Annotated in this window: 19 protein-coding genes; 9 read left to right on the plus strand and 10 right to left on the minus strand. The window is 38.9% G+C overall.

What is annotated here, in order from left to right; all coding sequences use genetic code 11:
• Nucleotides 1-8: 8 nt before the first annotated feature.
• Genes JEP71_RS09370 through cecR form a run of 4 tightly spaced genes read right to left on the minus strand, consistent with a single transcriptional unit; the run spans nucleotide 9 to nucleotide 4,632 of the window.
• Nucleotides 9-1,160 carry an ABC transporter permease gene (locus JEP71_RS09370; protein WP_109373988.1) on the minus strand — a complete coding sequence of 384 codons (1,152 nt, stop codon included), beginning with the start codon at nucleotides 1,158-1,160 and terminating at the stop codon, nucleotides 9-11.
• The gene (locus tag JEP71_RS09375) at nucleotides 1,153-2,922 is read right to left on the minus strand and encodes an ATP-binding cassette domain-containing protein (RefSeq protein WP_196564399.1); all 1,770 of its coding nucleotides are present in this window, start codon (nucleotides 2,920-2,922) and stop codon (nucleotides 1,153-1,155) included. Before JEP71_RS09375 ends, JEP71_RS09370 begins: the two co-directional genes overlap by 8 nt.
• A gap of 13 nt (nucleotides 2,923-2,935) precedes the next feature.
• Nucleotides 2,936-3,922 carry a secretion protein HlyD gene (gene hlyD / locus JEP71_RS09380; protein WP_198626138.1) on the minus strand — a complete coding sequence of 329 codons (987 nt, stop codon included), beginning with the start codon at nucleotides 3,920-3,922 and terminating at the stop codon, nucleotides 2,936-2,938.
• Nucleotides 3,923-3,933: 11 nt separating this feature from the next.
• Nucleotides 3,934-4,632: a transcriptional regulator CecR gene (gene cecR, locus JEP71_RS09385; RefSeq protein WP_198620444.1), complete on the minus strand. Its 699-nt coding sequence runs from the start codon at nucleotides 4,630-4,632 to the stop codon at nucleotides 3,934-3,936.
• 373 nt (nucleotides 4,633-5,005) lie between these two features.
• On the opposite strand from cecR, the gene rhlE reads away from it, so the two are divergent.
• The 3 genes from rhlE (at nucleotide 5,006) to JEP71_RS09400 (ending at nucleotide 7,816) form a co-directional block, all read left to right on the plus strand.
• A complete protein-coding gene (rhlE, locus tag JEP71_RS09390) occupies nucleotides 5,006-6,421 on the plus strand; it encodes an ATP-dependent RNA helicase RhlE (protein WP_196534301.1) in 1,416 nt (471 codons plus the stop codon).
• Nucleotides 6,422-6,430: 9 nt separating this feature from the next.
• Nucleotides 6,431-7,363: a tRNA dihydrouridine(16) synthase DusC gene (gene dusC / locus JEP71_RS09395; protein ID WP_198626139.1), complete on the plus strand. Its 933-nt coding sequence runs from the start codon at nucleotides 6,431-6,433 to the stop codon at nucleotides 7,361-7,363.
• A 204-nt stretch (nucleotides 7,364-7,567) separates the two neighbouring features.
• Entirely contained in the window at nucleotides 7,568-7,816 is a 249-nt protein-coding gene (locus tag JEP71_RS09400) for a GlsB/YeaQ/YmgE family stress response membrane protein (protein ID WP_075672760.1), read from the plus strand.
• Nucleotides 7,817-7,893: 77 nt separating this feature from the next.
• On the opposite strand, the gene sseA is transcribed toward JEP71_RS09400, so the two are convergent.
• The 4 genes from sseA to metC all read right to left on the minus strand — a co-directional run bounded on the left by sseA (nucleotide 7,894) and on the right by metC (nucleotide 11,827).
• Entirely contained in the window at nucleotides 7,894-8,736 is an 843-nt protein-coding gene (gene sseA / locus JEP71_RS09405) for a 3-mercaptopyruvate sulfurtransferase (protein ID WP_198626140.1), read from the minus strand.
• Nucleotides 8,737-8,749: 13 nt separating this feature from the next.
• On the minus strand, nucleotides 8,750-8,935 hold the full coding sequence (locus JEP71_RS09410; protein ID WP_100159496.1) for a hypothetical protein: 186 nt from the start codon (nucleotides 8,933-8,935) through the stop codon (nucleotides 8,750-8,752).
• Between the two features lie 312 nt (nucleotides 8,936-9,247).
• Nucleotides 9,248-10,615 carry a C4-dicarboxylate transporter DcuC gene (gene dcuC, locus JEP71_RS09415; RefSeq protein WP_109373446.1) on the minus strand — a complete coding sequence of 456 codons (1,368 nt, stop codon included), beginning with the start codon at nucleotides 10,613-10,615 and terminating at the stop codon, nucleotides 9,248-9,250.
• A 36-nt stretch (nucleotides 10,616-10,651) separates the two neighbouring features.
• Nucleotides 10,652-11,827, minus strand: coding sequence for a cystathionine beta-lyase (metC, locus tag JEP71_RS09420; RefSeq protein ID WP_198620447.1), 1,176 nt, complete (start codon nucleotides 11,825-11,827; stop codon nucleotides 10,652-10,654).
• Nucleotides 11,828-12,235: 408 nt separating this feature from the next.
• On the opposite strand from metC, the gene purB reads away from it, so the two are divergent.
• Nucleotides 12,236-13,603 carry an adenylosuccinate lyase gene (gene purB, locus JEP71_RS09425; protein ID WP_160230094.1) on the plus strand — a complete coding sequence of 456 codons (1,368 nt, stop codon included), beginning with the start codon at nucleotides 12,236-12,238 and terminating at the stop codon, nucleotides 13,601-13,603.
• Between the two features lie 81 nt (nucleotides 13,604-13,684).
• Entirely contained in the window at nucleotides 13,685-15,064 is a 1,380-nt protein-coding gene (locus tag JEP71_RS09430) for an MmgE/PrpD family protein (RefSeq protein ID WP_198626141.1), read from the plus strand.
• Nucleotides 15,065-15,133: 69 nt separating this feature from the next.
• Here the strand turns inward: JEP71_RS09430 and fabZ are convergent, their stop codons facing one another.
• On the minus strand, nucleotides 15,134-15,559 hold the full coding sequence (fabZ, locus tag JEP71_RS09435) for a 3-hydroxyacyl-ACP dehydratase FabZ (protein WP_198620449.1): 426 nt from the start codon (nucleotides 15,557-15,559) through the stop codon (nucleotides 15,134-15,136).
• A 210-nt stretch (nucleotides 15,560-15,769) separates the two neighbouring features.
• Entirely contained in the window at nucleotides 15,770-16,678 is a 909-nt protein-coding gene (locus JEP71_RS09440) for a LysR family transcriptional regulator (protein WP_109373451.1), read from the minus strand.
• Between the two features lie 242 nt (nucleotides 16,679-16,920).
• On the opposite strand from JEP71_RS09440, the gene dinG reads away from it, so the two are divergent.
• The 4 genes from dinG to nrfD all read left to right on the plus strand — a co-directional run bounded on the left by dinG (nucleotide 16,921) and on the right by nrfD (nucleotide 23,507).
• Entirely contained in the window at nucleotides 16,921-19,029 is a 2,109-nt protein-coding gene (dinG, locus tag JEP71_RS09445) for an ATP-dependent DNA helicase DinG (RefSeq protein WP_198626142.1), read from the plus strand.
• Nucleotides 19,030-19,959: 930 nt separating this feature from the next.
• Nucleotides 19,960-21,516, plus strand: coding sequence for a [FeFe] hydrogenase, group A (locus JEP71_RS09450; protein ID WP_109373453.1), 1,557 nt, complete (start codon nucleotides 19,960-19,962; stop codon nucleotides 21,514-21,516).
• A gap of 18 nt (nucleotides 21,517-21,534) precedes the next feature.
• Nucleotides 21,535-22,365 (plus strand): 4Fe-4S dicluster domain-containing protein, encoded by an 831-nt coding sequence (locus JEP71_RS09455; protein ID WP_198620457.1) that lies wholly within the window; start codon nucleotides 21,535-21,537, stop codon nucleotides 22,363-22,365.
• Nucleotides 22,362-23,507, plus strand: coding sequence for an NrfD/PsrC family molybdoenzyme membrane anchor subunit (gene nrfD / locus JEP71_RS09460; RefSeq protein ID WP_109373455.1), 1,146 nt, complete (start codon nucleotides 22,362-22,364; stop codon nucleotides 23,505-23,507). Before JEP71_RS09455 ends, nrfD begins: the two co-directional genes overlap by 4 nt.
• Nucleotides 23,508-23,515 lie beyond the last annotated feature (8 nt).

Genomic DNA, 23,515 nt, shown 5'->3' on the forward strand with positions numbered 1-23,515 from the left:
CTCTCCCTTTAATCTAATCGACGTCGTGTTGCTAACGCCGTTAAGCCAATAAAGAATATGGCAGAAACGATCAACAACCACATATCTAACATTAATATCAATGGAATATCGCCAGCTAAAAATAGTGTTTGCAAACTACTCACAAAATAACGTGCAGGAATAAAATAGGTCACCACTTGAATAAAAAATGGCATGCTATCAATTTCAAAAACAAAGCCTGATAACATAATTGCAGGCAAAAATGCAGCATTTAACGAAATCATCGCGGCATTAAATTGATTACGCGTTAGTGTGGAAATAAGTAATCCCATGCCTAAAGCAGTAGCTAAAAAGAGCGACGTAATGCCACCTAAAATCCACAATGATCCCCGATAGGGCACACCAAGCACAAATACAGTGACTACCATACATAGCACCATGACAAAACTCCCTAACACTTGGTAAGGAATAAGTTTTGAAAGAAGAAGCTCAGTGCGTGTAATTTGAGTGGAAAGTAAGGCTTCCATAGTGCCTCTTTCCCATTCACGAGCAATTACCAACGAGGTAAGAATAGCCCCAACTACCGTAATAATAATGGTGACGGCACCTGGAATAATATAGTGCTGACTAATTGCCGCAGGGTTAAACCAATAGCGAGGTTCGATTTCAATTAATGGCGTCGTATCAATACCTTTACTGATAGCTTGTTGTTGTAACCAAATTTGCCAAACCCCTTTTGTGTAAGCTTGTACAAAGTTTGCCGTATTAGGTTCACTGCCATCGGTGATCACTTGAATGGGGGCTTTAGTATCTTGGCGAGCAAGTAATTCAGCAAAATTAACAGGAATAACCACAATGCCGCGGATTTGCCCCGCCTGCATTTTATCGATTAATAATTGTCGATTATCGCTAATAGTTGCATTGATATAGGGTGAATTCGTGAAGGTGTAAACAAGCTCTTGTGCTGGTTGGCTTTGTTGATTAGTTAAAATGCCAATATTTAATTTGCTTGAGTCTAGATTAATGCCATATCCAAAAATAAACAGCAAAGTAAGTGGGATAACAATAGCAATTAGGGCACTGCTGGGATCACGAGTAATTTGCTTTGTTTCTTTTAAACACAGTGCGTATAAACGTCGCCAAGAAAAGCGGGCATGAGATGATTGAGCTGAATTATGCATGTTTTTCGCTCCCTTTATCATTTTCACTTTCAAGTTTTTTATCGTAATCCAGCACTAAACCAATAAAGGCATCTTCCATTGAAGGGGTTGGATTATCTTTGCTGGCAACCATTTTTTTCAGAGAATCAGGCTCGCCAGCTGCAATGATTTTGCCTCGATAAACCAAACCAATGCGATCGCAATACTCTGCTTCATCCATAAAGTGAGTGGTAACCATCACGGTCACTCCTTTATCCACCATGCCATTAATATGTAGCCAAAACTCTCTTCGCGTTAATGGGTCAACACCTGATGTAGGCTCATCTAAAAAGAGAATATCAGGCTCGTGCATTAATGAGCACGCAAGGGCAAGGCGTTGTTTATAACCTAAAGGTAAGGTTTCAGTGATTTGATTCACCATCGGCTGTAAACCAAAGGCAGTTATCATATCGTTGATTTTATCGCGTTGTTGTTTGCCATGTAAGCCATAAACACCTGAGAAGAATTTCAAGTTTTGTCCCACTTTAAGGTTGCCATAAAGTGAGAATTTTTGTGCCATATAACCTAAATGTTGACGCGCTTTTCCAGAGCTCTCTTTCAAGTCCATACCTAGCACAAGGGCTTTACCGCTGGTGGGGACTAATAAACCACACATCATTTTAAAGGTTGTCGATTTACCTGCACCGTTAGGGCCTAATAAACCGAAAATTTCACCACGTTTAACTTGGAAATCGACATGATCAGTCGCTGCAAATTGACCAAACATTTTGGTTAACTGTTGCGCTTCAATCACGGTTTCATTAGGTGCGGGAGGGATCTGAGGCATAATTTCAGCTAATTCAGATTTATGAGAAGGACCGCCTCCTAATAAATCTATAAAAGCATCTTCAAAGCGAGGTGTAGCAGGAATAAGCTTCGTATCAGATTTACCCAAAGCGCTTAGTAATTCAGTTTGATTACTCTGTTTTTTCAGGATCAAACGAACGGATTGCCCTTGAATAACGCCATCCGTAACTTGAGGTTGAATAATGGCCTGTTGTAACACTTTTCTACGCTGATGACCTTCAACATTAAGTAGAAAAGAGCGACCTGCCATTTTTGCTGTTAAATCTTGAGGAATACCACTATAAAGTAGCTCTCCTTTGTTAAGTAAGAGAATGTTTTTACATTGCTCTGCTTCATCAAGATAAGAGGTACTCCATAGTATCAACATGCCATCGCTGGCCAAAGCATGCACCATTTGCCAAAGCTCACGGCGTGCAATGGGATCGACACCCACGCCTGGCTCGTCAAGAAGCAGAACTTTAGGACTACCTAATAAAGTACAAGCCAGCCCAAGCTTTTGTTTCATGCCTCCAGACAGATTACCTGCAAGGCGAGATGTAAAGCGAGTGAGATCAGTAAATGTCAGTAGTTGTTGATAAACTTTTTTACGCTCTTCACCCACGACATTTTTTAAATCGGCATAAAGATTGAGGTTTTCTAATACTGTTAAATCTTCATACAGACCAAATTTTTGTGGCATATAGCCAAGAATAGCTCTGACATCGACACTCTGTTTTTGCGGATCCATTCCTAAAATACGAATATCACCAGCATCAGGCTTTAATAAGCCTGCAAGCATACGAATTAAGGTTGTTTTGCCTGCGCCATCAGGGCCAACTAAACCCGTCACAGAGCCACCTGTAATGGTGGCTGTTAATGACGAAACAGCGGGGCTTTCCAGTCCTGTAAAGTGTTTTTCAACACCGAGAAGTTCGATAGTGTAATCAGCGAGTCCCATTTTTCCCCCACACTTAATGAGAGGAAGCAAATTTTAAGGTGACAGGCATACCTTGGCGTAATGCGTCATCAGCATCCGTCACAACTACTCTGAGGCGATACACTAAATCGGTTCTTAACTCCGGTGTTTCAACACTTTTTGGGGTAAATTCGGCTGTTGGTGAAACAAATCCAATCGTACCGTGATAAGGTTTATCTCTACGTCCATCGGTGTATAGATAAACTTCTCGATTAGGAACAGCTTCGCTTAAGTGAGTTTCACTGATATAAGCTCTGACCCAAACAGGGTTAGTTAATGACACCGTAAATACAGGGCTTCCAGCCGATAATATTGTACCGGGTTCCACCGCTCGAGTTAGCACAGTACCTTGTGATGGAGAGATTAGTTGCGTGTCTTGGAGGTTTAATTCAGCTTGTGCAACAGCGGCTTTAGCTTGCATAACTTGTCCTTTCGCCGCATCAATGTCTTCTTTTCGATAACCATTTTGATACTGATTGAGCTTATCTTGTGCCGCTTTTAAGGCTGCCGCCGCTTGATTGCGATTATTTCTTGCGCTATCTAAATCATTGGCTGAGATGACTTTTCGGTTAGCAAGATCTTGCTGACGTTTATAAAAGTTTTCTGCGTATTGCCAAGCGGCTTGCTTTAATGACACATCAGATTGAGCTTGCGCGATTTCTTCAGTGCGATATCCCGCTTCCATTAAGGCTAATGCGGCGATAGCACTATCTCGTTCGCCATATGCTTTGTTAAGCGCATTACGATAAGGTGCATCGTCGAGCTGACCTAATAATTGTCCTTTTTCAACGGGCGCACCCTCATCAACATGCAATGTATCTAATTTTCCAGCAACACGAAAACTAAGATTGACTGTACGGATATCGACATTGCCATAGAGTACTAATTCAGACTCTTTGTTTTCTTCGTAATAATAGATACCTGCAACAATACTGATAATAATCATTAAGATGATAAAGAAACTGATTTTTTTAGTTTTCATAATAACTCTATTTATGCGTGATGAGTGTTAGTGTAAATCTCTCTTAATCCATTGAGTAATAAAGTAATATGAGTTTTTAACGTGTTGGAGATAATCTGATACTCATTCTTACCAATTCTATCCCATCCCGTTTGTCTTAGAATGGTTTCCCTTACTAAGCGAAATGATAACACTTCTCCTAATATAGCGTGAGTATGTAGCATTGTTGCAGGAAGTGTTTCATCTAAACCGATATAAATAGCTAATAACTTGTTTACTCGCCTTAAAAGTGGCGATAACGCTTGCTGGTGGATAAGAGAATACGCTTCGGTAGGGACAAGCTGTTCCCTTGCCATAATGCGACTAAGATGAATATTTTCTTTATCAAGCACAAGACGAGCATATTGTAAAAAACTATCTGTAATAAGCGTTTGCAGTAATGGGAGGTGTTCTACTGGGTTAGGCCGTTCAAGAAATTCGTCAAGAATGACCACGGTCGGTTCAAAATCAAGGCGAATAAGATCAGCAATATGTTGTGCAACGGCGAGATATAGCCCTTCTTTGGAACCAAAATAATAAGCGATAGCGGCAATATTTTGTTGAGCAGCTTGTGCAATTTGGCGTGTTGTGGCGGCATCTGGCCCATTTTTACCAAAGATCTCACATGCCGCTTCCAATAATTGTCGTTTTGCTAGTTCACCGCGCGTTGTCTTCTGGTGGATGTCTGACATGATAGAAGATACCTTACTTAAGTAAAATGTAACAAAACCAATGATATTAAAAACAGCGATAACAAGGCGTATTATATTAGATGATATTGAACAATAGGGAAAATTTGTGATAAATAATCGAATAAAGCTGATGTGTAATAAAAAAAGTGTAATCTATTATTGAAAATTATTTTTGTATTCTGAATATAGCAAAAACTGTTAGAATAGGTGTTATTAGGTTAACCTAACAAGATTCATTCTCTTTCATCACTGTCTATACCTAGAAATGATAGTACCTATAGAGTAATAATGCCTATAGATTGACAGTATGAAAGCCCGTCATTTTTAATTTCAATCACCGTGTTATACGTTCTGGTTGTAGGAGACTACTGTTTTGACCGATTTTACATCGCTTGGTTTAAGTGAGGCGCTTCTCCGCGCTATTGATGAACAAGGGTATAAAACCCCAACCCCTATTCAACAGCAGGCGATTGAGCCGATTTTGGCGGGTAAAGATGTATTAGCGAGTGCGCAAACAGGCACAGGTAAAACAGCAGCTTTTACATTACCAATACTGGAAAAGTTATCTCAATCAGCAGTAAAAACAAAAGGTCGTCAACCAGTTAAAGCGCTGATTTTGACACCAACGCGCGAGCTTGCGGCTCAAATTGCTGAAAACGTAAAAGCGTATAGCCGTTATATTCCTATTCGCTCGTTAGTCGTTTTTGGTGGTGTGAGCATTAATCCACAAATGATGAAGTTACGTGGTGGTGTTGATGTACTGATTGCAACTCCTGGACGTTTACTCGATCTTGAACATCAAAATGCGGTTGACCTTTCTCGCGTTGAAGTTTTAGTGCTTGATGAAGCTGATCGTATGTTAGACATGGGTTTTATCCACGATATTCGCCGTGTGATCAATAAATTACCGAAAAAACGTCAAAACTTACTGTTTTCAGCGACGTTCTCTAAAGAGATCACGGGGCTTGCTAATTCACTATTAAATAACCCTGTGAGTATTTCAGTTGCGCCAAAAAACTCGGCTGCTGAATCTGTTGATCAATATGTTCATTTAGTGGATAAAAAACGTAAAACAGAGTTGTTATCACACTTAATTGGCTTAGAAAATTGGCCACAAGTGCTTATTTTTACACGTACTAAACACGGGGCGAATAAGCTTGCTGAACATTTAAATGCCGATGGTATTAAATCAGCTGCTATTCATGGCAATAAAAGCCAAGGTGCGAGAACGCGTGCTTTAGCTGACTTTAAAGACGGCAAATTAAAAGCGTTAGTAGCAACAGATATTGCGGCTCGAGGTCTTGATATCGACCAACTGCCTTATGTGGTCAATTTTGAATTACCGCAAGTGGCAGAAGATTATGTTCACCGTATTGGTAGAACGGGTCGTGCTGCTGCAACGGGTAAGGCTATTTCACTTGTTTGTGTTGATGAACATGGTTTATTAGCTGATATTGAACGTCTATTAAAACGCGAAATTCCACGTTTAGCATTAGAAGGTTACGATCCTGATCCTTCAATTAAAGCGGCTCCTTTACATAAAAAACCAAAGAATAATGCACCGCGTAGAAGTGGTGGTCGTGCAGATATTCGCGGTAAAGATAATCGCAACAATAGTCGTAAAGAGGGCGATAGCGAAGGTAAAGAGTCTGGACGTAATAAAAGCAAAGAAAACTACCGTAATAAAGATGGCTCTCGTACCGGAAAATTAGGGCCTCGCCGTTCACGTAAAAGTGATGAAGGTAGTGATAATCAAAGCCCTTGGTCAAAAGCTAGAAAAGAGTTTTGAGGTTAAAAAGTGCGAGTTCTATTAGCGCCAATGGAGGGGGTTTTAGACCCCCTTGTGAGAGAATTACTCACTTCGATTAACGATTACGATCTCTGTATTACAGAGTTTGTACGAGTTGTAGACTCATTACTGCCAACGAAAGCGTTTTATCGCTTATGCCCTGAATTGCAGACAGAAAGCCGTACTAAAAGTGGAACTCTGGTGCGAGTGCAATTATTAGGACAACATCCACAGTGGTTGGCTGAAAATGCTTTTAGAGCTGTTTCTTTAGGCTCTTGGGGCGTTGATTTAAACTGCGGTTGCCCTTCAAAAACGGTTAATGGCAGTGGTGGTGGAGCTTCACTTTTAAAACAGCCAGAAACGATTTATCAAGCTACAAAAGCGATGCGTAATGCTGTACCTTTAGAATTGCCAGTATCTGTTAAAGTGAGACTAGGTTGGGATTCTTCAGCGTATAGCCATGAAATTGCAGATGCCGTGGCACAAGGTGGTGCAACAGAAATCACTGTTCATGGCAGAACAAAAGAAGATGGTTATAGCGCGGAAAAAATCAATTGGCAGGCCATTGGTGAGATCCGTCAAAGACTCTCTATTCCTGTGATTGCTAATGGTGAAATTTGGAACCGTGAAGGCGCATTAGCCTGCTTAGCCACAACAGGTTGCGATGCGATAATGATTGGTCGTGGTGCAATGAATACCCCTAACTTAAGCCGAGTTGTAAAAGGCATAGAAGCTAGAATGCCATGGTCAGAGGTTATCCAACTATTAAAGCGCTATGTTCGTTTAGAAAAGCGCGGTGATACGACGATTTATCATGCATCACGTATTAAGCAGTGGTTTAGCTATTTACGCAAAGAGTATCCAGAAGCCGATGAGTTATTTAGGCAAATTCGAACACTAAAAACCTCGCCAGAAATCGCTGTAGCAATAGAAGCGTTGTAATTTAAAAATCATCTCATTTGATAAAAAAATAGTGCTAATTAATCAGCGCTATTTTTTTGTTTGCTAAGTCATAATCTTTCTGTTTATCTTAAATATAATGTTACTTATCTCCAATAATTGGAAAAAATAACTATTTCGACTTACACTCAATAAGTGACATTTTTAGGTATGTTGTTTATATCATGACTATTTTTAGGGGGAAATATGGGAATTATTGCTTGGATTATCTTTGGTTTGATCGCGGGTATTTTAGCGAAATTCTTAATGCCTGGCTCTTATGATATTGGTCTGATATGGACTTGTATTCTGGGTATTGTCGGTGCCGTTGTGGGTGGTGCAATTAGTAGCTTCTTTGGTAAAGGTAAAGTAGACGGATTTAATTTTGGCAGCTTTGTAGTTGCGGTTATTGGTGCCATTGTTGTGCTCTATCTTGCAAAGATATTTGCAAGTTAATACTTTCACGCCAAACAGAGAGTGATAATAAACCCGCGTAATGCGGGTTTACTTTTTTAAGGCAAAAGCTGATTAAATTAGCATTCACAAGGGAGGGCACTTTCAGCGCCCCATTGCGCCCAAGAGCCGTCATAAAGTGCAATAGATTGGCAACCGAGTACCGTTAACGCTAAAAATAAAATAGCTGCTGTCATGCCTGAGCCACAAGTAACAATGATTGGCTGTGATAAATCCACGCCTGTTTGCTCAAATATTTGCTTCAGTTCCGCATTATCTTTTAATTGCCCATCAGTCACTAATTCATTCCAAGGTACATTTTTACTGCTGGGAATATGTCCACTGCGCAAACCAGGGCGAGGTTCTGGTGCTCTACCATAAAATCTGTCTGCCGAACGAGCATCTATCATCTGTTTTTGCTTGGTATTGAGATTATCAAGAAGCTGTTGTTTATTGGCATAACGTTGAGTATGACGCTCAACCACAAAAGGCGAAGTTGCTGGCGTAGCAATGACTTCACCTTGTTGGATTTCAAATCCAGCATCAATCCAAGCTTGTAATCCACCCGCTAAAATACGCACATTGCGACAACCTAATGTCGTGAATGTCCACCAGCCTCGTGGCGCTGAAAATAAATTACCTTGATCATAAATAATGACAGTAGTGGTATTAGAAATACCTAATTGCGTCAACGTTTCTGAAAATAGTGCATCAGAAGGTAACATATGGGGGAGTGGCGTGGTTTTATCGGCGACTTCATCAAGATCAAAAAAATGCGCATGTGGAATATGACGTTCAAGATAAAGTGCTGAATAGTCAATGTTTTGTGTTGGCATCGGCGCACTGACATCAAGGATCACAAGGTCGCTATTATTTTGATGTTCAAATAGCCATTGGGGCGTGACAAAGTAATCATATTCCATAGGGCAACCTCATTTATTTTGTTGAAGGTGAGCTGTCGGGTATTGCTGGAAATTGTTGTGTTGGCGATGTTTCAGGTTGAGCTTGTTTGTTTTCTATTGGTGTAGTTGAACGGGTATAAATATTTAATCCCGCAAGGAAAACGCCACCGATAGAGCCAAAAGCAAGTAGTGCGATAACAACGATAATTATTTTTTTCATAATGTTCATTTGCAGATGAATGTTGCGCAAAAGTATATCGAGATATGAGGTTGAAACAAGCGCTAAGTCTCCAGATTGAGGAAAAATACAGAATAAAGGAGAGGCGTTCTATCGCGTTAAATAGGGTGAATAGAGATGTAAAAAAGGCTATTTACCTTTATAAATAGCCTTAATTACAGTACAAGTTGTGTTAATGATTTCAATCAAAGGTTACAGTCAATGATAAGAAAAACCCCTTAAACTCAGGAGTAAATGAGTTTAAGGGAAAGGGGTAACGCAACTTAAGACTTCATTTAAAATACAACTTAATTTTTACGAGTAAAGGAACCAGAATGTCATTGCTAAGTTCACAATGGCTGCCACAGCCATAGGAATAGCGGTTCGTTTAACTATTTGGAATGGTGAAACATTCGCAATACCTGCAATGGCGACGATGGCTGCGGTAATCGGTGAAACAGTACGACCAAAGCTTGTCATAATTTGCATAGGTAGAATTAAGGTAATGACATCCACTTTTAAGAAAGCCGCAATTTTCGGTGTTAAGGCTGCAAATGAGAAGAATGCAGCATTACCAGAGCCCATTAAGAATGCCGCTAAGGCAAGAATGGCACTCATCACAAGGATCATGGCGACAACACCGAAACCTGCATCTTGAGCAGAGCTAATAAGTGTATCGACTGCACCACTTTTTAATAAACCATTAGCAAAAAACTCACCCGATACAATTAACGATACCACTAAGACAAATTGCTTACCCATTCCTTCAAAAAACAGCATAAAGCTATTCATTACGGCCTTTGCATCACGTAAACGAACATATTCAAAGAGAAGTGCAATCACTGTACTGATAACCATCGCTGTGGTGACTTCTAATTTAATATAAGGGTGTAATAAAGGACTAAAGCCAATAATGAGTACCAAAGGGATCACGGGTAATAAGGCATAAGACAGTGGAATTTTGTTTCCTTCTTCTTTAACTGCATCAATTGTTGTTGGGTCAAAAACAAATCCTTCACGTTTATCCCACCAGCGTTGAATAAAGAAATGGGTAATCGCAACAGCAATAATAATAGGAATAGTAATAGGCAACTGGTGCTGAACAAAATAAACGGCAGGTTCAATATCCGCAGTTTTTGCTGCCATAATGACGTTACCAGAGCCAGGACCATGGTCGATAAACTGGCAGCATCCAATAACCGCTAAAGCAGAAAGTGGGCTAATGCCAGAACGAATTAATATCGGATACATGGTGACCATTAATAGCATTCCCAAACCAGCATGACTTGGAATAAAAATAACCAAGATTTGGGTAACTAAAAATGAAATAACCAAAAGTAAATAAGGCGATTTAATTGCTTTTAAAGGTTTTTCAAAAATGGCAAATAAAGCACGGCTTGCGCCAACGTGTTCCATATAACGAGAGAAACCCGCAATAGCCATTAATGTTAAGCCCAGTCCCGCTAAGCGAGAACTCATAATATCCGTAAAGATTTGGAAAATATCAAAATACTTAAATTGCGTTGATTTATTTTCTGGTAGTAACGGATTAAGATCGAGAGAAGCAGTTAGGAGCAGTAGCAATAAGCCCCCGAGTAATAATACTGGCTGAGGTTTATAACCTCTAGCCAGTAGATAAACCACCAACGCGGTTACCAGCGCGGCAATGATTAAACCTGTCATAGTAAATTCCCTAGTAGTGACGCAATAATATTGTTGTTATTTATTTAATGCTGAGAACGCTTGTGTAATGTCTGCAATTAAATCCTCAGTTGCTTCAAGCCCGATATGTAAACGAACAAAAGGACCGTGGCCTTCATGCCAATCAGAAGCACTTCTTGCTCCCGCAACATTAGCAGGTAAAGCAAGGCTTTCGAATCCACCCCAAGATGCACCAATACCAAAAAGTGTAAGAGCATCAATAAATTGTTCTGATTGTTTGGCGGTATAACCTTGTTTAAATTCAATGGTTAATAAACCGTTGCTGCCTTTACAATCACGTTTCCATAAATCATGACGAGGGTGATTAGGTAATTCAGGGAACCACACTTTTTCAACTTCAGGACGTGTTTCTAGCCATTGCGCAATAGCAAGAGCAGATTTGCCATGAGCTGCAATACGCTGTCCCAGTGTTCTCATACCACGAAGCACTAATGCCGCATCATCAGGGCTGCTGGCTTGACCTAATGCTTCAGGCAATGCACCAATTTTTTCCCATGCTTTTTCATTCGCAACCATAATTCCCATCATCACATCAGAGTGGCCGCATAAATATTTAGTCGCTGCAATAACTGAGACATCAGCACCTAATTCCAGCGGGTTATAAAGCCATGCAGAGCCCCAAGTATTATCAACACCAACAGGAATATTTCTTTCATGCGCAATACGGCAGATTTCAGGTAAGTCGAGCATTTCATAAAGTAATGAACCCGGTGATTCGACAAAAATAAGCTGTGTATTGTCTTGAATTTTTTGCTCAAAATCTGAACCATCTGTTTTAAAGAAGCTATAAGCAATGTTATTGGGTTCAAGAAAAGCAGAGGCAATTTTACGCACGGGTTCATAAACAGAATCTGCAAATAAAACATGACCACCACTGCGAGCATATCCCATAATGGTCACAGCGATAGCTGCCAATCCAGTAGGGAACAGTTGAGCGCGATGGCCACCTTCTAGCTCAGTTACTAAAGCTTCCAGTGCAAAAGCGGTTTCAGTACCACGAGCGCCGTAACTCAATACGCGCTCTGTTGCACGACGATCACGGACATCACGCCAGCTTTTAATAGAATCAAAAACAATGGTGCTGGCTCTCATAACGGGTGGATTAACTGGACCTGAGGTTTTAATTTCTTGGCGTCCACTGTGTATCAGTTTTGTTTGTTTATTTTGTTTCATTATTAATATCTCCAAATATAGAAATAGAGTTCCCCGGTAATTAAATAAAACCTTTAATTACTTTTTTCTCTGCGCTTATTCTGTTTCTATTATTTATAACAAACTTATTTATTTTTAAAATAGCTCTTTTTAAAAAAAGATGATCTTCATCTAATTTTTTAGCATTAATTATTCTAATTAAATCTTAAATAACATTTAAGATTCAAAAGTTATAACTAATAAATAAAGAGTTATTTATAACATATTGAATTAATGTTATTTTTTGATTGATTAGAAATTTTTTAATTTAGATTAAAATTATCAAAGTGTTTTTTTAGAGATTATATTGCATAAATAAAATAACAATCTAACAAGTCGTTTGATTAAAAAAACGATTTTTTTATTATTCTTTTAACAGGGGAAATAATTATGGGAACCAGCGTTTTTGATTCGGTTTTATTAAAGAATTTATGGTCAACAGAAGAAATGAGAACTATTTTTTCTGATAAAACGAGAATGCAAAATTGGCTTGATTATGAAGCGGCATTAGCCATAGAACAAGCAGAATTAGGGTTGATCCCAAAAGAGGCGGCAAACGTTATTGCAGACACCGCAAAGCTTGAAAAGCTCGATATGGATTATGTATTAGAACAAGTGCGTTTGACTCGCCATCCATTAGTGCCAACTATTCGTGGTTTAGAACATGCTTGCCCTGAACATTATGGTGAATATGTTCACTTTGGGCCAACCACACAAGATGTGATTGATACAGGTCTTGTACTGCAACTTAAAGATGCTCATCATACTTTCCTTCGTGATATCAAAATATTAGGTCGTTCATTATTATCATTAAGTGAAAAACACCGAAATACCCCAATGGTAGGGCGCACATTAGCATTACAAGCACTGCCAATCACTTTTGGTCATAAAACTGCAATTTGGTTAACAGAATTAGCCCGTCATTATCAACGTCTTAAAGAAATTGAACCACGTTTATTTGTGGGAAGTGTCGTCGGAGCGGTGGGCACAAAAGCCTCTTTAAGTGATAAGGCTGATGAATTAGAAGCGCGTGTATTAAAACGTTTAGGTTTAGGTGTGCCTGAAATTTCATGGCAACCTGCACGTGATAGATTTAGCGAATACGGCATGTTGATTGGCTTAATTAGCGGTACATTAGGTAAAATTGCCAATGAAATTTTGATATTAGCACATAACGAAATTGATGAATTATCAGAGCCTTTCAGCAAAGGACAAGTCGGTTCTTCAACGATGCCTCATAAACGCAATCCAGCTATTGTTGAAAATGCCGCTTGTGTCAGCAATACCTTAAAAGCAAACCTTTCTGTTTTAACCGATATGATGAAACATCAACACGAGCGTGATGGTGCAATCTGGAAAATGGAATGGAAAATCATGCCAGAACTGTGTCTGATGCTGTCTGTTATTTTTGATAATATGAAAACAGTATTAGGCGGGTTAAATGTTCATGTTGAAAAAATGCGCAAAAATATGGATATTTTGGGTGGCTTTATGCTGGCTGAACGCGTGATGTTTGCATTATCTGATAAAGCAGGTAAACAAACGGCACATGAAATTGTGTATGAAGCATCAATGTCAGGGCAAGAAGAGGGCATTACCTTCGTAGAAGCAATTAATCGTGATACACGTATTCGTGATCATATTACGCAAGAAGAACTTGATGCTTTGTTAGATCCAACGACTTATGTGGGTAATGCACCAGCTCAGGTTGATCGCGTTGTCGCACAAACCAAAGCCTCTGGCTGGTTAAATGACTAAGTGAATTAATTACCTCCAACCTTCTTATTATCTAAAAGCCGGTGATATTGCTGGCTTTTTCTTATCAATTTCGAGGTGTTTATGACATTGAGTCAGCAGTTAGCCCAATTTATTACCACAACCACATTTTCTGATTTACCTGCTCAAGTTGTTAGCCGAGCTAAAATTCATTTATTAGATACATTAGGTGTCGCTTTGGCTGGCAGTGTGCAGCAAAGTGCAATTCAAGGACGACAAGGCGTTGCTTTTTTACCTGATAGCCAAGGTGATATCCCTATTTGGGGAAGTTCACAAACGGCAAGTACAACCGTGGCAGCTCTTGCCAATGGAATTGCAGCACATGCTTTAGATTTTGATGATACACATACCGATTCCATTACACATGGTAGTGCAGTATTAACACCGATTGCTTTTTCATTGGGTGAATCTATCGGTGCATCATCACAAGATATTTTAACGGCGTGGGTGATTGGCTGGGAAGTCGCGGCAAGAGTAGGCTTAGCAAGCCATAGTGGATTTCATCAGCGTGGTTTTCATGCCACCGCAATTGCTGGTATTTTTGGCGCAACGGCTTGTGCCGCTTCGCTATTAAAATTGACGCCTGAACAAACTGTGAATGCATTAGGGTTAACAGGAAGCCAAGCAGCAGGAGTAGCTGAATATCTTACTAATAGCTCATCTTCTAAATGCTTTCATGCGGGATGGGCTGCACAATCAGGTATTATCGCCGCATCATTAGCAAAAGGTGGAATGACAGGCCCTGAAACAATATTTGAAGGTCGGTATAGCCTTTATCAAACCCATGGTATTCGAGAGCAAGCGCAACCAGAACAAGTTGCATTGGGATTAGGTGAAGTATGGGAATTTTTAAATGTTTCTATTAAGCCTTATCCGGTGTGCCATTTTGCTCATGCAACGGTTGATTGTGGGCGTAATTTGCTGAAAAAAGGGATCACCGCTGATGATATCGAGAGTGTCGAGTGCGTTGTCGATCCAGTAGCTGCTGCTTTGATTTGTGAGCCACCTGAAACAAAATGGGCACCTCAAACAGCTTATGGCGCTAAATTTAGTTTACCGTGGTTATTTGCTGCGGGTTTTTTAGATAATGCATTAACACTATCTTCATTATTACCTGAAAACCTCCAACGGGAAGATATTCAATCGTTAGCGAAGCGTGTAAGTTATCGTTATCCCGAAAAAGGAGAAATTCCATTTCCTACTTATTTTCCCGGGTTAATTTTCGTGACATTAAAAAATGGCGAAAAGATCACGGAGAGATTAGATATTCAGTATGGTAACCCGAAGAATCCAATGACAGATAAAGATGTGATCAGTAAGTTTTACGATAATGCATCTTTGGTGATAGAAGCTGAACAATCGGCACAATTAGTTGAGAAAATACTGCATTTCGACAATGTAACTATTTCAGAAATAACACAATTATTACGTGTTAAAAAATAGAAGGTTAAGCTGAAATAGTATAAACAAGATTATTGTGTGAAGGATTGGTTTTATCTGCCAATCCTTTATCTATTGCCTTGCACACATAAATTCAGATGTACAAACTATCTTTTCCCCAATTTTCACCGTACCTGAAAAGCTAACAATAGTGCGTCGCTGTCGGCGAAATTGGATCTCAATAACTAGCTGATCGCCTGCTTTTACCGCATCATAAAACCGAGCATTCTTTATGCTGGCAAAATAACATTGCTGATCCTCACTCATAGGTGAAAGGTAGTAATGTGCAAGAATGCCCGAAGCTTGAGCCATGCTTTCAAGAAGTAATAAAGGTGGGTAGAACTCGCCAAAAACAACGGTGTCATTGGTTGTGACATTTTTGATGGCGGTTAATTTGCCACTGGCAAGCTCAGTTGGCTCAGAAATAACGCGATCAATTAATAAGAATGGATAACGATGAGGCAATATTTCCATTATTTCACTGATGGAAATGGGCATATATTTTCTCCTCGTTATGATGATAGAACAAATAGGCTTTTTACAATAAAGGTGGCTATTATTCCATTCTTATTCAATATGGTACAGTATTGAGCTATGTTTTAGCTAAGAAATTTGGGTTAAGTGGATAACAAAGACCAGAATAGGAAAAATCCAGTCTTTGTTACTTCTCATTTTTTGATGAGTTATCGAAATAATTTATTTTTTTGGTTATTCTTGTTGTAGCGTGATATCTGCATGATTAATCACTTCATTTTGTTCATTTTTCAATGAATCAAACAGAATTTGTGCCGCTTTCCCTGGGCTATTAGAATTAAAATAAAGGTTATAACGGATCGCAGGTAAAGCAGGTAAACCTTCTTTTTCGCCTAATATACGTAAATCATCACCTGAAAGCTCAATTGAACGCGCCATAATCCCTAAACCAGCTCGTACTGCCGCTCTTGCACCAGAAAGTGTGGTTGCAATATAAGCAATTCGCCAACGAATACCTTGCTGATCAAGATGATTTATCATCATATCGCGGTAAGTGCTTGGCTCATCAAGCACCACGAGAGGTAACGGCTCATCAAGATCAAATCTAAAATGTTTTCCGCAATACCATAATGAAGGTGAAACGCGTAATACGATTTTAGGATAACCCACATGCTCTTCAGTAGAGATGGCTAAATCTAGCTCATTGTTTTCTAACATAGACATTAAAAACGGACTACGTTTAACAATAATTTCCATAATTAAGCGAGGATAAGCGCCTGAAAAACGAGCGAGAAGTTCAGGTAAAATCGTGTTTGCGGTGTCATCGGGAGAACCAATTTTTAAAATGCCGTCAATCTCTTCATGCATTAGTGAAAGGCATGCCTCATCGTTAAGGCGTAAAATACGGCGAGCGTAATTAAGCAGTTGTGTACCCGCTTCTGTCAGTGTTTTATTTCGACCTTGGCGAGCAAATAGCTCTTTTCCAAGTAGAGACTCCAGTCGTTGCATCTGTTGGCTAACGGCGGATTGTGTTCGGCAAACGGATTCCGCCGCTGCAGCAAAGGTATTTCCATCGACAACGGCGACAAAGGTTCGAAGTAAATCAAGTTCTAAGTTAAAAATAGGGCGTTTTGCGGAAGTCATTATAGATATCTCTTAACTGGTGTTGTTGTGCTTAATAAAACAAAAGAAAAATATTTTTATAAGACTATTTTGGATGTTACTCATACTATGAAGAGTTGAATGAATAATCCATAACAAAGAGCAATAATTTCGAGAAGTTATCCATTCTTTGATGAAAAAGAGAGTAAATAAAGGTAACTACTGATTTTTATACAGTGTTATGAGACAATGACGCCTTTCTTAAAATCAGTTACAGAGTGGTTATGTCCCTTTCTCAATCCGTTAAAAATCAAATAAGTCAGTGGTATAAAGCCCTACCAGAGCATATTGAAGGGTTTATTCCGCGTGCCCCACAGCGTGAAATGATTGCTGAGGTAGCTAAGACTTTTTCTGATGAAATGGGGCGCCATCTTGTTATTGAAGCCCCTACTGGGGTGGGTAAAACACTCTCTTATCTTATTCCGGGGATTGCAATTAGTCGTGATGAGAAAAAACCATTGATAATCAGTACGGCGAATGTGGCACTGCAAGATCAAATTTATAGCAAAGATCTGCCATTACTTAAAAAAATCATTCCTGATCTTACGTTCACGGGCGCTTTTGGTCGTGGCCGCTATTTATGCCCTCGCAATTTAGATGCGATTTGTGCCACTGAAGGCGAGCAAATCGACTTAATGTTTTTGCTTGAAGATAAAGTGGATGTGGCGACCAGTGCAGAAAGAGAAATTTGCCAAGAGCTCAAAAATGATTTCACTAGTTTCGGCTGGGACGGATTACGCGATCACCATAAACGAGCATTAACCGATAGTTTATGGCGTAAAATCAGTACGGATAAAATGAATTGTTTAGGGCGTAATTGCCAATATTATCATCGTTGTCCTTTTTTTATTGCGCGCCGTGAAATTGATGAAGTCGATGTGGTTATTACCAATCACGCTTTAGTCATGGCAGCAATGGAAAGTGAATCCGTGTTACCTGATGCTAAAAATCTGCTTTTGGTACTTGATGAAGGGCATCATATTCCTGATGTTGCGCGAGATGCACTTGAAGTCGAAGGGGAAATAACCTTAGTTTCCCTTAATAATCAGCTTGATAATATCACTCGTCATGTTAGTCAGTATTTAGCGCAATTTATTCCTGTAAGACCGCCTAAATTGGCTGATCCTATTCGTTTTGATGCTCATATTGCTAAGTTACGTGAAGCCTATCAAGAGGTTGATACATTCACGCGAGCACTATTACCAGAACGTAGTGAACAAGATGAATATCTCTTCCCGTTAGGTGAATTACCTGAACAACTTCTGTTAAGTTGCCAGACATTATTTAAGCTAACGGATGGTTTAAAAATGCTGGGCGAAGCTATTTTAAACGATTTAACAGAACGGACAGCGAAAGAAGATGTTGTGCGTTTACATCGTGCCATTTTAACTACCAGTAGGATGGTGGGTTATTTAGAAAATATGGCGAAACTTTGGCGCTTAGCCACATTAGAGCAAACCTCAAAAGCACCAGTATCCAAATGGTTAACTCGTCGTTACGATAAAAAACAGTCGCATCTCTATTTTCATTGTGCTGGCATTCGGGTTAGTGAGCAATTGACGCAATTATTATGGAAAAATATTCCTCATGTGGTTATTACGTCTGCAACATTACGTTCATTAAATAGCTATTCTCGTATTCAAGAATTGACGGGATTAAGCGAGCAATTTGATGATCGCTTTATTACGTTGTCTTCGCCTTTTGAGCATCAAAAGCAAGGCAAACTCGTGATCCCCAAAATGCACTATGAGCCAACTATGCACCATGAACGTGAGCATTTAAAAGAGATGGCTCGTTATTTTCGCCAAGAAATGAAAGAGAATAATCATCGAGGGCAATTGGTTTTATTTAGCAGCCAACGTGCAATGGATGGTTTTTTAGAAGAAGTGAAAGATTTGCGTTTATGCTTATTAGTACAAGGGGATCAGCCACGCTATCGATTAGTTGAAACACATTGCAAGCGTATTGATGCGGGTGATAATAGTGTATTAATTGGCTTACAATCTTTTGCTGAAGGTCTAGATTTAAAAGGTGATTACTTAACGCAGGTACATATCCATAAAATTGCCTTTCCTCCGGTGACTGATCCGGTGATTGTAACTGAGGGAGAGTGGTTAAAATCACTCAAACGCTATCCTTTCGAAGTGCAAAGTTTACCCAGTGCATCGTTTAATTTAATTCAGCAAGTTGGGCGCCTTATTCGTAGCCATCACTGTCATGGTGAAATTGTCATTTATGACAGACGTTTATTAACAAAAAACTACGGTTCACGCTTATTAACTGCACTGCCAGTTTTTCCAATTTATCAACCAGATATGCCTAAAGAGAAGTGATTTTCTATTATATTATAGAGATTTTACTTTTGTTAGTGATTTATGCTTCTCTAACTTACATTGATATATTTATTAATGTGTTATTAATAAATATAGGCTATTTACTATAAGTTTTTATTCTTAATAAAAGAAAAATTGTTTTTTTGTTTAAAATAATACAAGTCATCTTATGGTTAAATATATTTAATCATTTCGTTTTATTTTTATTTAAGATTCCATCTGGTATTATTAACTTGTATTTTTTATGAATCTTATTAATAATTAAAAAATAAAAATATCTTATATTTAAAATTAAATAATTATTTTACATAAATTAATATAATTATAACAAAATAAACAATTATATTGTAATGCTCTTATTTTTATTAATTTAGAAAAAGTGAATACTTTATTTAGAAATTATCAGTCTGATGTTTTTTTAAATTATTTATTTTATATTAAATAGTATGCGATAATCTTTTTTTATTTAGTTAAGATAAATGCTCAATAAATTTATAAAAAATAACATCCGTTTTAACTGTATGATTTGTTTTAATTTTTTATATTGATTTTCTCGTTTTTTTATAGAATTATTTTTATTGTTTTATTTCTATTTTGATATGTATCAATAAAATTAAATATATTTAATTAATAAGGTTGTAAGCTGTTTTTTTTTAACTTCTCTTCAGTACAATATATCTCATAAACACCCTATCACTTATTGAATTAAAAAATCTCTCCTGATTTTCTTAAATGAAACGATGATTGCTGATAGGGTGTTTTTTCTCAAATAAACTAGGTTCTTTAAGGTTAATACTTATTTTAAGTATTGATCTTTTTATTAATAAAATCATATAAATATATTTAACAAAAATAAGTTTTAATCCTTTATATATTACTACTTTTAAACGGTAGTTTTATTTATATATTAAAGCAGGAGCATTGTAAAAAATGAAATCTATTCTCCCTACAAAAGAAGAGAGTGACGAGAAATTATTATCTCGACGTTCTTTCTTTTCATTTGCTGGAAAGATGAGTCTTGCGGCAGGGGTAACCGCTGTAACGGCGGGATGTGATGGTAATATTTCTGGAGGTACTGGCTGGGTTCCCGAGCAATACAATGCAAAAGGTACTTTTCCTGTACAAGTCCGAGGCCGAATTCCTATTGATCCTAATAATGTGGCAATTTGTCGTGATGATAAAAAATGCATTTTATGTGGTCAATGTGTTGAGGTGTGTGAAAAAGTACAAACGGTGATGGGAAATTACGATTTACCGTTAATTGATAGCGTTCCTTGTATTGATTGTGGGCAATGTACGCTTTGGTGTCCAACAGGTGCGATAACAGAAGTTGATGATACGGATAAGGTGATTAGGGCGTTATTAGATCCAACACTGCATGTTGTTGTTCAAACTGCGCCCGCTACGCGCGTTGCTTTGGGTGAAGAGTTTGGTATGCAACCGGGTAAGGATATTGAGTTACTGCAAGTTGCTGCACTGAGAAAACTGGGTTTTGATAAAGTTTTTGATACGAACTTTTCTGCTGATCTGACCATTATGGAAGAAGCGACAGAATTACTGCAACGAATTCAAAATAATGGCGTATTACCACAATTTACATCGTGCTCGCCGGGTTGGGTTAAATTCTGTGAAATGTTTTATCCTGAATTAATACCTAATTTATCTTCAGCAAAATCACCCATGACAATGTTGGGAACGATGATAAAAACCTATTATGCCAAAGAGCAAAATATCGATCCTACCAAAATTGTCTCTGTTGCCATTATGCCATGTACCGCTAAAAAATCAGAAGCGGCACGCCCTGAAATGAATGGCGCTAGCGTGTTATGGGAAAAACCTGATCTTCGTGATGTTGATATCGTGCTAACAACAAGAGAGCTCGCCAGATTAATTAAAAGTCACAATATCGATTTAACGTCTCTTCAACCCGCAAATTATGATCGCTTAATGTCTGAATACAGTGGTGCTGGTGCTATTTTCGGCGTGACAGGGGGCGTGATGGAAGCGGCGGTCAGAACCAGTTACTACTTTATTACAGGTGAAAGACCACCAGAGCCTTTATTTAATTTGCAACCTGTACGTGGATTAGAAGGTATTAAAGAAGCCGCTCTGGATATTCCGGGAGTGGGGGAAATTCGCGTGGCAGTTTGCTCTGGTATGGGAAATGCGCGTCCTGTCTTAGAAGCAATTCAAAAAGGGGAAAAACAGTGGCACTTCGTTGAATTTATGGGATGTCCTGGTGGGTGTATTGCGGGAGGAGGACAGCCTCGTTCGGCATTACCGCCTTCTGATGAAATACGTGCTTTACGCATGAAAGCGCTTTATAGCAAAGATGAACGCGCCACAATCCGCTTGAGTTATGAAAACAGTGAAATTCAAAGTATCTATAAACAATTTTTAGGTGAACCTTGTGGTGAACGTGCTCATCAATTGCTTCATACGCATTACCAAGATCGCAGTATTCATTTTAACAAAAAGAAAGCTTAAAGATTGAGGAAACACATTATGTCTAAAGGTGTATTAGTCGATCTTACAAAGTGTATCGGCTGCGGTAGTTGTACAGTTGCATGCAAAATGTACAACGAAAATAAATGGATAGAAGACAGACAACCCACAAGTGGTGAGAATGCCAAACTCGCGGATGAAAACTGGACAGTTATCAAAACAGTCACGGTTGAGAAAGAAGATAAAGCGGTTTGGCGTTATGTTAAAGAGCAATGTTTTCACTGTATTGATCCCGCTTGTGCTTCAGCATGTTTTGCAAAAGCCTTCCAAAAAACACCCGCAGGGCCAGTGGTTTATTATCCTGATCTCTGTGTGGGTTGCCGATATTGCATGGTGGCATGCCCGTTTGATATTCCTAAATATGAGTGGGAAAAGTCACTTCCTTATGTCACTAAATGCATGATGTGCTCATCTCGTGTGGAAGAAGGGCAATCTCCCGCATGTGTTGCAGTATGTCCTACTCAAGCCTTGGTATTTGGTGAGCGACAAACCTTATTAGAAAAAGCCAGAGAAACCATCACGAATAATCCAGAATATGTTCAACATATTTATGGTGAGAAAGAAGTAGGGGGGACTGAATGGCTCTATATTTCTGATGTGCCATTTGAACAGCTTGGCTTTAAAACGGGATTAACGGAAAAACCACTCTCTTCTTATACCTCTGATTTTATGAAATATACGCCGATAGCAGGCGCTACTTGGGCTGTGATTTTGGGTGGTATTGCCATGTTTAATCACAGAAAAGATAAAGTGAGCCGCGATGAGCAATCCCATCAGCATCTAGATCATAACCAGAATAGTACTGATGAAGAAACAAGGAGATCAGAATGAGTGTTATCGATAATTCGACCCACTTTGGTAAGTGGCGTTTTCCTATGACACCAGTGCGCTGGGTGCTTGTTGCTATCAGTTTGATTGCCGTAGGGCTTATCTTATTTCGCTTAGTCACAGGATTGGGATTAGTGACCAATCTTAATGATGAATGGCCTTGGGGGCTTTGGATCTCTTTTGACGTGATGTGCGGTGTGGCGTTAGCTGGGGGCGGGTATGGTACTGCGTTAATTGTTTACGTATTTAAACAAGAACAATTTTCAAGTATTGCTCGAAGTGCAGCATTAACGTCATTAATTGGTTATTTATTGGTGATGGTCGGGCTTTTCCTTGATATCGGGCAGTGGTGGAATTTCTGGCGTCCATTAGTTTCTCAAGGGCATAGCTCAGTACTTTTTGAAGTCTTTATTTGCGTCTCTGTTTATACCAGTGTGCAATTAATTGAATTTGGAGAAGTGGCAACTGAACGAGTTGGACGAAAATACCATAATTTTTTCCGTAAAATATTACCGGTATTGTTAGTCATTGGTATTGCAATTCCATCAATGCATCAATCATCACTTGGGGCGCTTTATTTATTAATGGTCGATAAACTGCATCCATTATGGTGGTCGCCAATTATTTTCTTCCAATTTTTAATTTCGTCGTTTTTTGTTGGCCCTGCAATGATCGCAGTTGAAACTGCATTAGCAGGCCGAGCGTTTAATCACAAAGTGCCAATGTCGGTATTAAGCGGATTAGTTCGAATTTCAGGTTATGCAATGCTGGTTTATTTAGCGTTGAAATTCGGCAGTATTATTGCAGAAGGTAAAGTGCATTACCTTTTCGAAGGCAGCTTTGAATCTTTATTCTTTTGGATTGAAGTTGGTTTTGGCGTTATTGTGCCGTTAATTATCTGCTTCTCACCATTAATAAAACGTCGTGGCTGGCTGGTAACCTTTGGTGCGCTAGTCGCTTCGGGGGTTATTTTAAACCGTTATAACGTTGTGGTGACAGGTATGGTGACATCAACGGGTGTCTCTTATTGGCCATCGCTACCAGAATTAACTATCACTCTTGGTCTAGTTTCAATGGGAGCGCTCGCTTATTTATTTATCTGTGAAAACTTCCGTATTATTGAACATGAAGACGACAAACATTAATTAACTTA

It is taken from the genome of Proteus sp. PR00224 (genome assembly GCF_016238105.1).
Lineage (GTDB): Bacteria > Pseudomonadota > Gammaproteobacteria > Enterobacterales > Enterobacteriaceae > Proteus.

Bases quoted from the DNA above. Each gene is read 5' to 3' on its own strand.
- sseA (WP_198626140.1), bottom strand. From the start codon at position 8,736: ATGGAATATGATTACTTTGTCACGCCCCAATGGCTATTTGAACATCAA.
- dinG (WP_198626142.1), top strand. From the start codon at position 16,921: ATGTCCCTTTCTCAATCCGTTAAAAATCAAATAAGTCAGTGGTATAAA.
- JEP71_RS09440 (WP_109373451.1), bottom strand. From the start codon at position 16,678: ATGACTTCCGCAAAACGCCCTATTTTTAACTTAGAACTTGATTTACTT.
- JEP71_RS09375 (WP_196564399.1), bottom strand. From the start codon at position 2,922: ATGGGACTCGCTGATTACACTATCGAACTTCTCGGTGTTGAAAAACAC.
- JEP71_RS09410 (WP_100159496.1), bottom strand. From the start codon at position 8,935: ATGAAAAAAATAATTATCGTTGTTATCGCACTACTTGCTTTTGGCTCT.
- nrfD (WP_109373455.1), top strand. From the start codon at position 22,362: ATGAGTGTTATCGATAATTCGACCCACTTTGGTAAGTGGCGTTTTCCT.
- purB (WP_160230094.1), top strand. From the start codon at position 12,236: ATGGGAACCAGCGTTTTTGATTCGGTTTTATTAAAGAATTTATGGTCA.
- metC (WP_198620447.1), bottom strand. From the start codon at position 11,827: ATGAAACAAAATAAACAAACAAAACTGATACACAGTGGACGCCAAGAA.
- dcuC (WP_109373446.1), bottom strand. From the start codon at position 10,615: ATGACAGGTTTAATCATTGCCGCGCTGGTAACCGCGTTGGTGGTTTAT.
- JEP71_RS09370 (WP_109373988.1), bottom strand. From the start codon at position 1,160: ATGCATAATTCAGCTCAATCATCTCATGCCCGCTTTTCTTGGCGACGT.
- JEP71_RS09455 (WP_198620457.1), top strand. From the start codon at position 21,535: ATGTCTAAAGGTGTATTAGTCGATCTTACAAAGTGTATCGGCTGCGGT.
- fabZ (WP_198620449.1), bottom strand. From the start codon at position 15,559: ATGCCCATTTCCATCAGTGAAATAATGGAAATATTGCCTCATCGTTAT.
- JEP71_RS09430 (WP_198626141.1), top strand. From the start codon at position 13,685: ATGACATTGAGTCAGCAGTTAGCCCAATTTATTACCACAACCACATTT.
- cecR (WP_198620444.1), bottom strand. From the start codon at position 4,632: ATGTCAGACATCCACCAGAAGACAACGCGCGGTGAACTAGCAAAACGA.
- hlyD (WP_198626138.1), bottom strand. From the start codon at position 3,922: ATGAAAACTAAAAAAATCAGTTTCTTTATCATCTTAATGATTATTATC.
- JEP71_RS09450 (WP_109373453.1), top strand. From the start codon at position 19,960: ATGAAATCTATTCTCCCTACAAAAGAAGAGAGTGACGAGAAATTATTA.
- JEP71_RS09400 (WP_075672760.1), top strand. From the start codon at position 7,568: ATGGGAATTATTGCTTGGATTATCTTTGGTTTGATCGCGGGTATTTTA.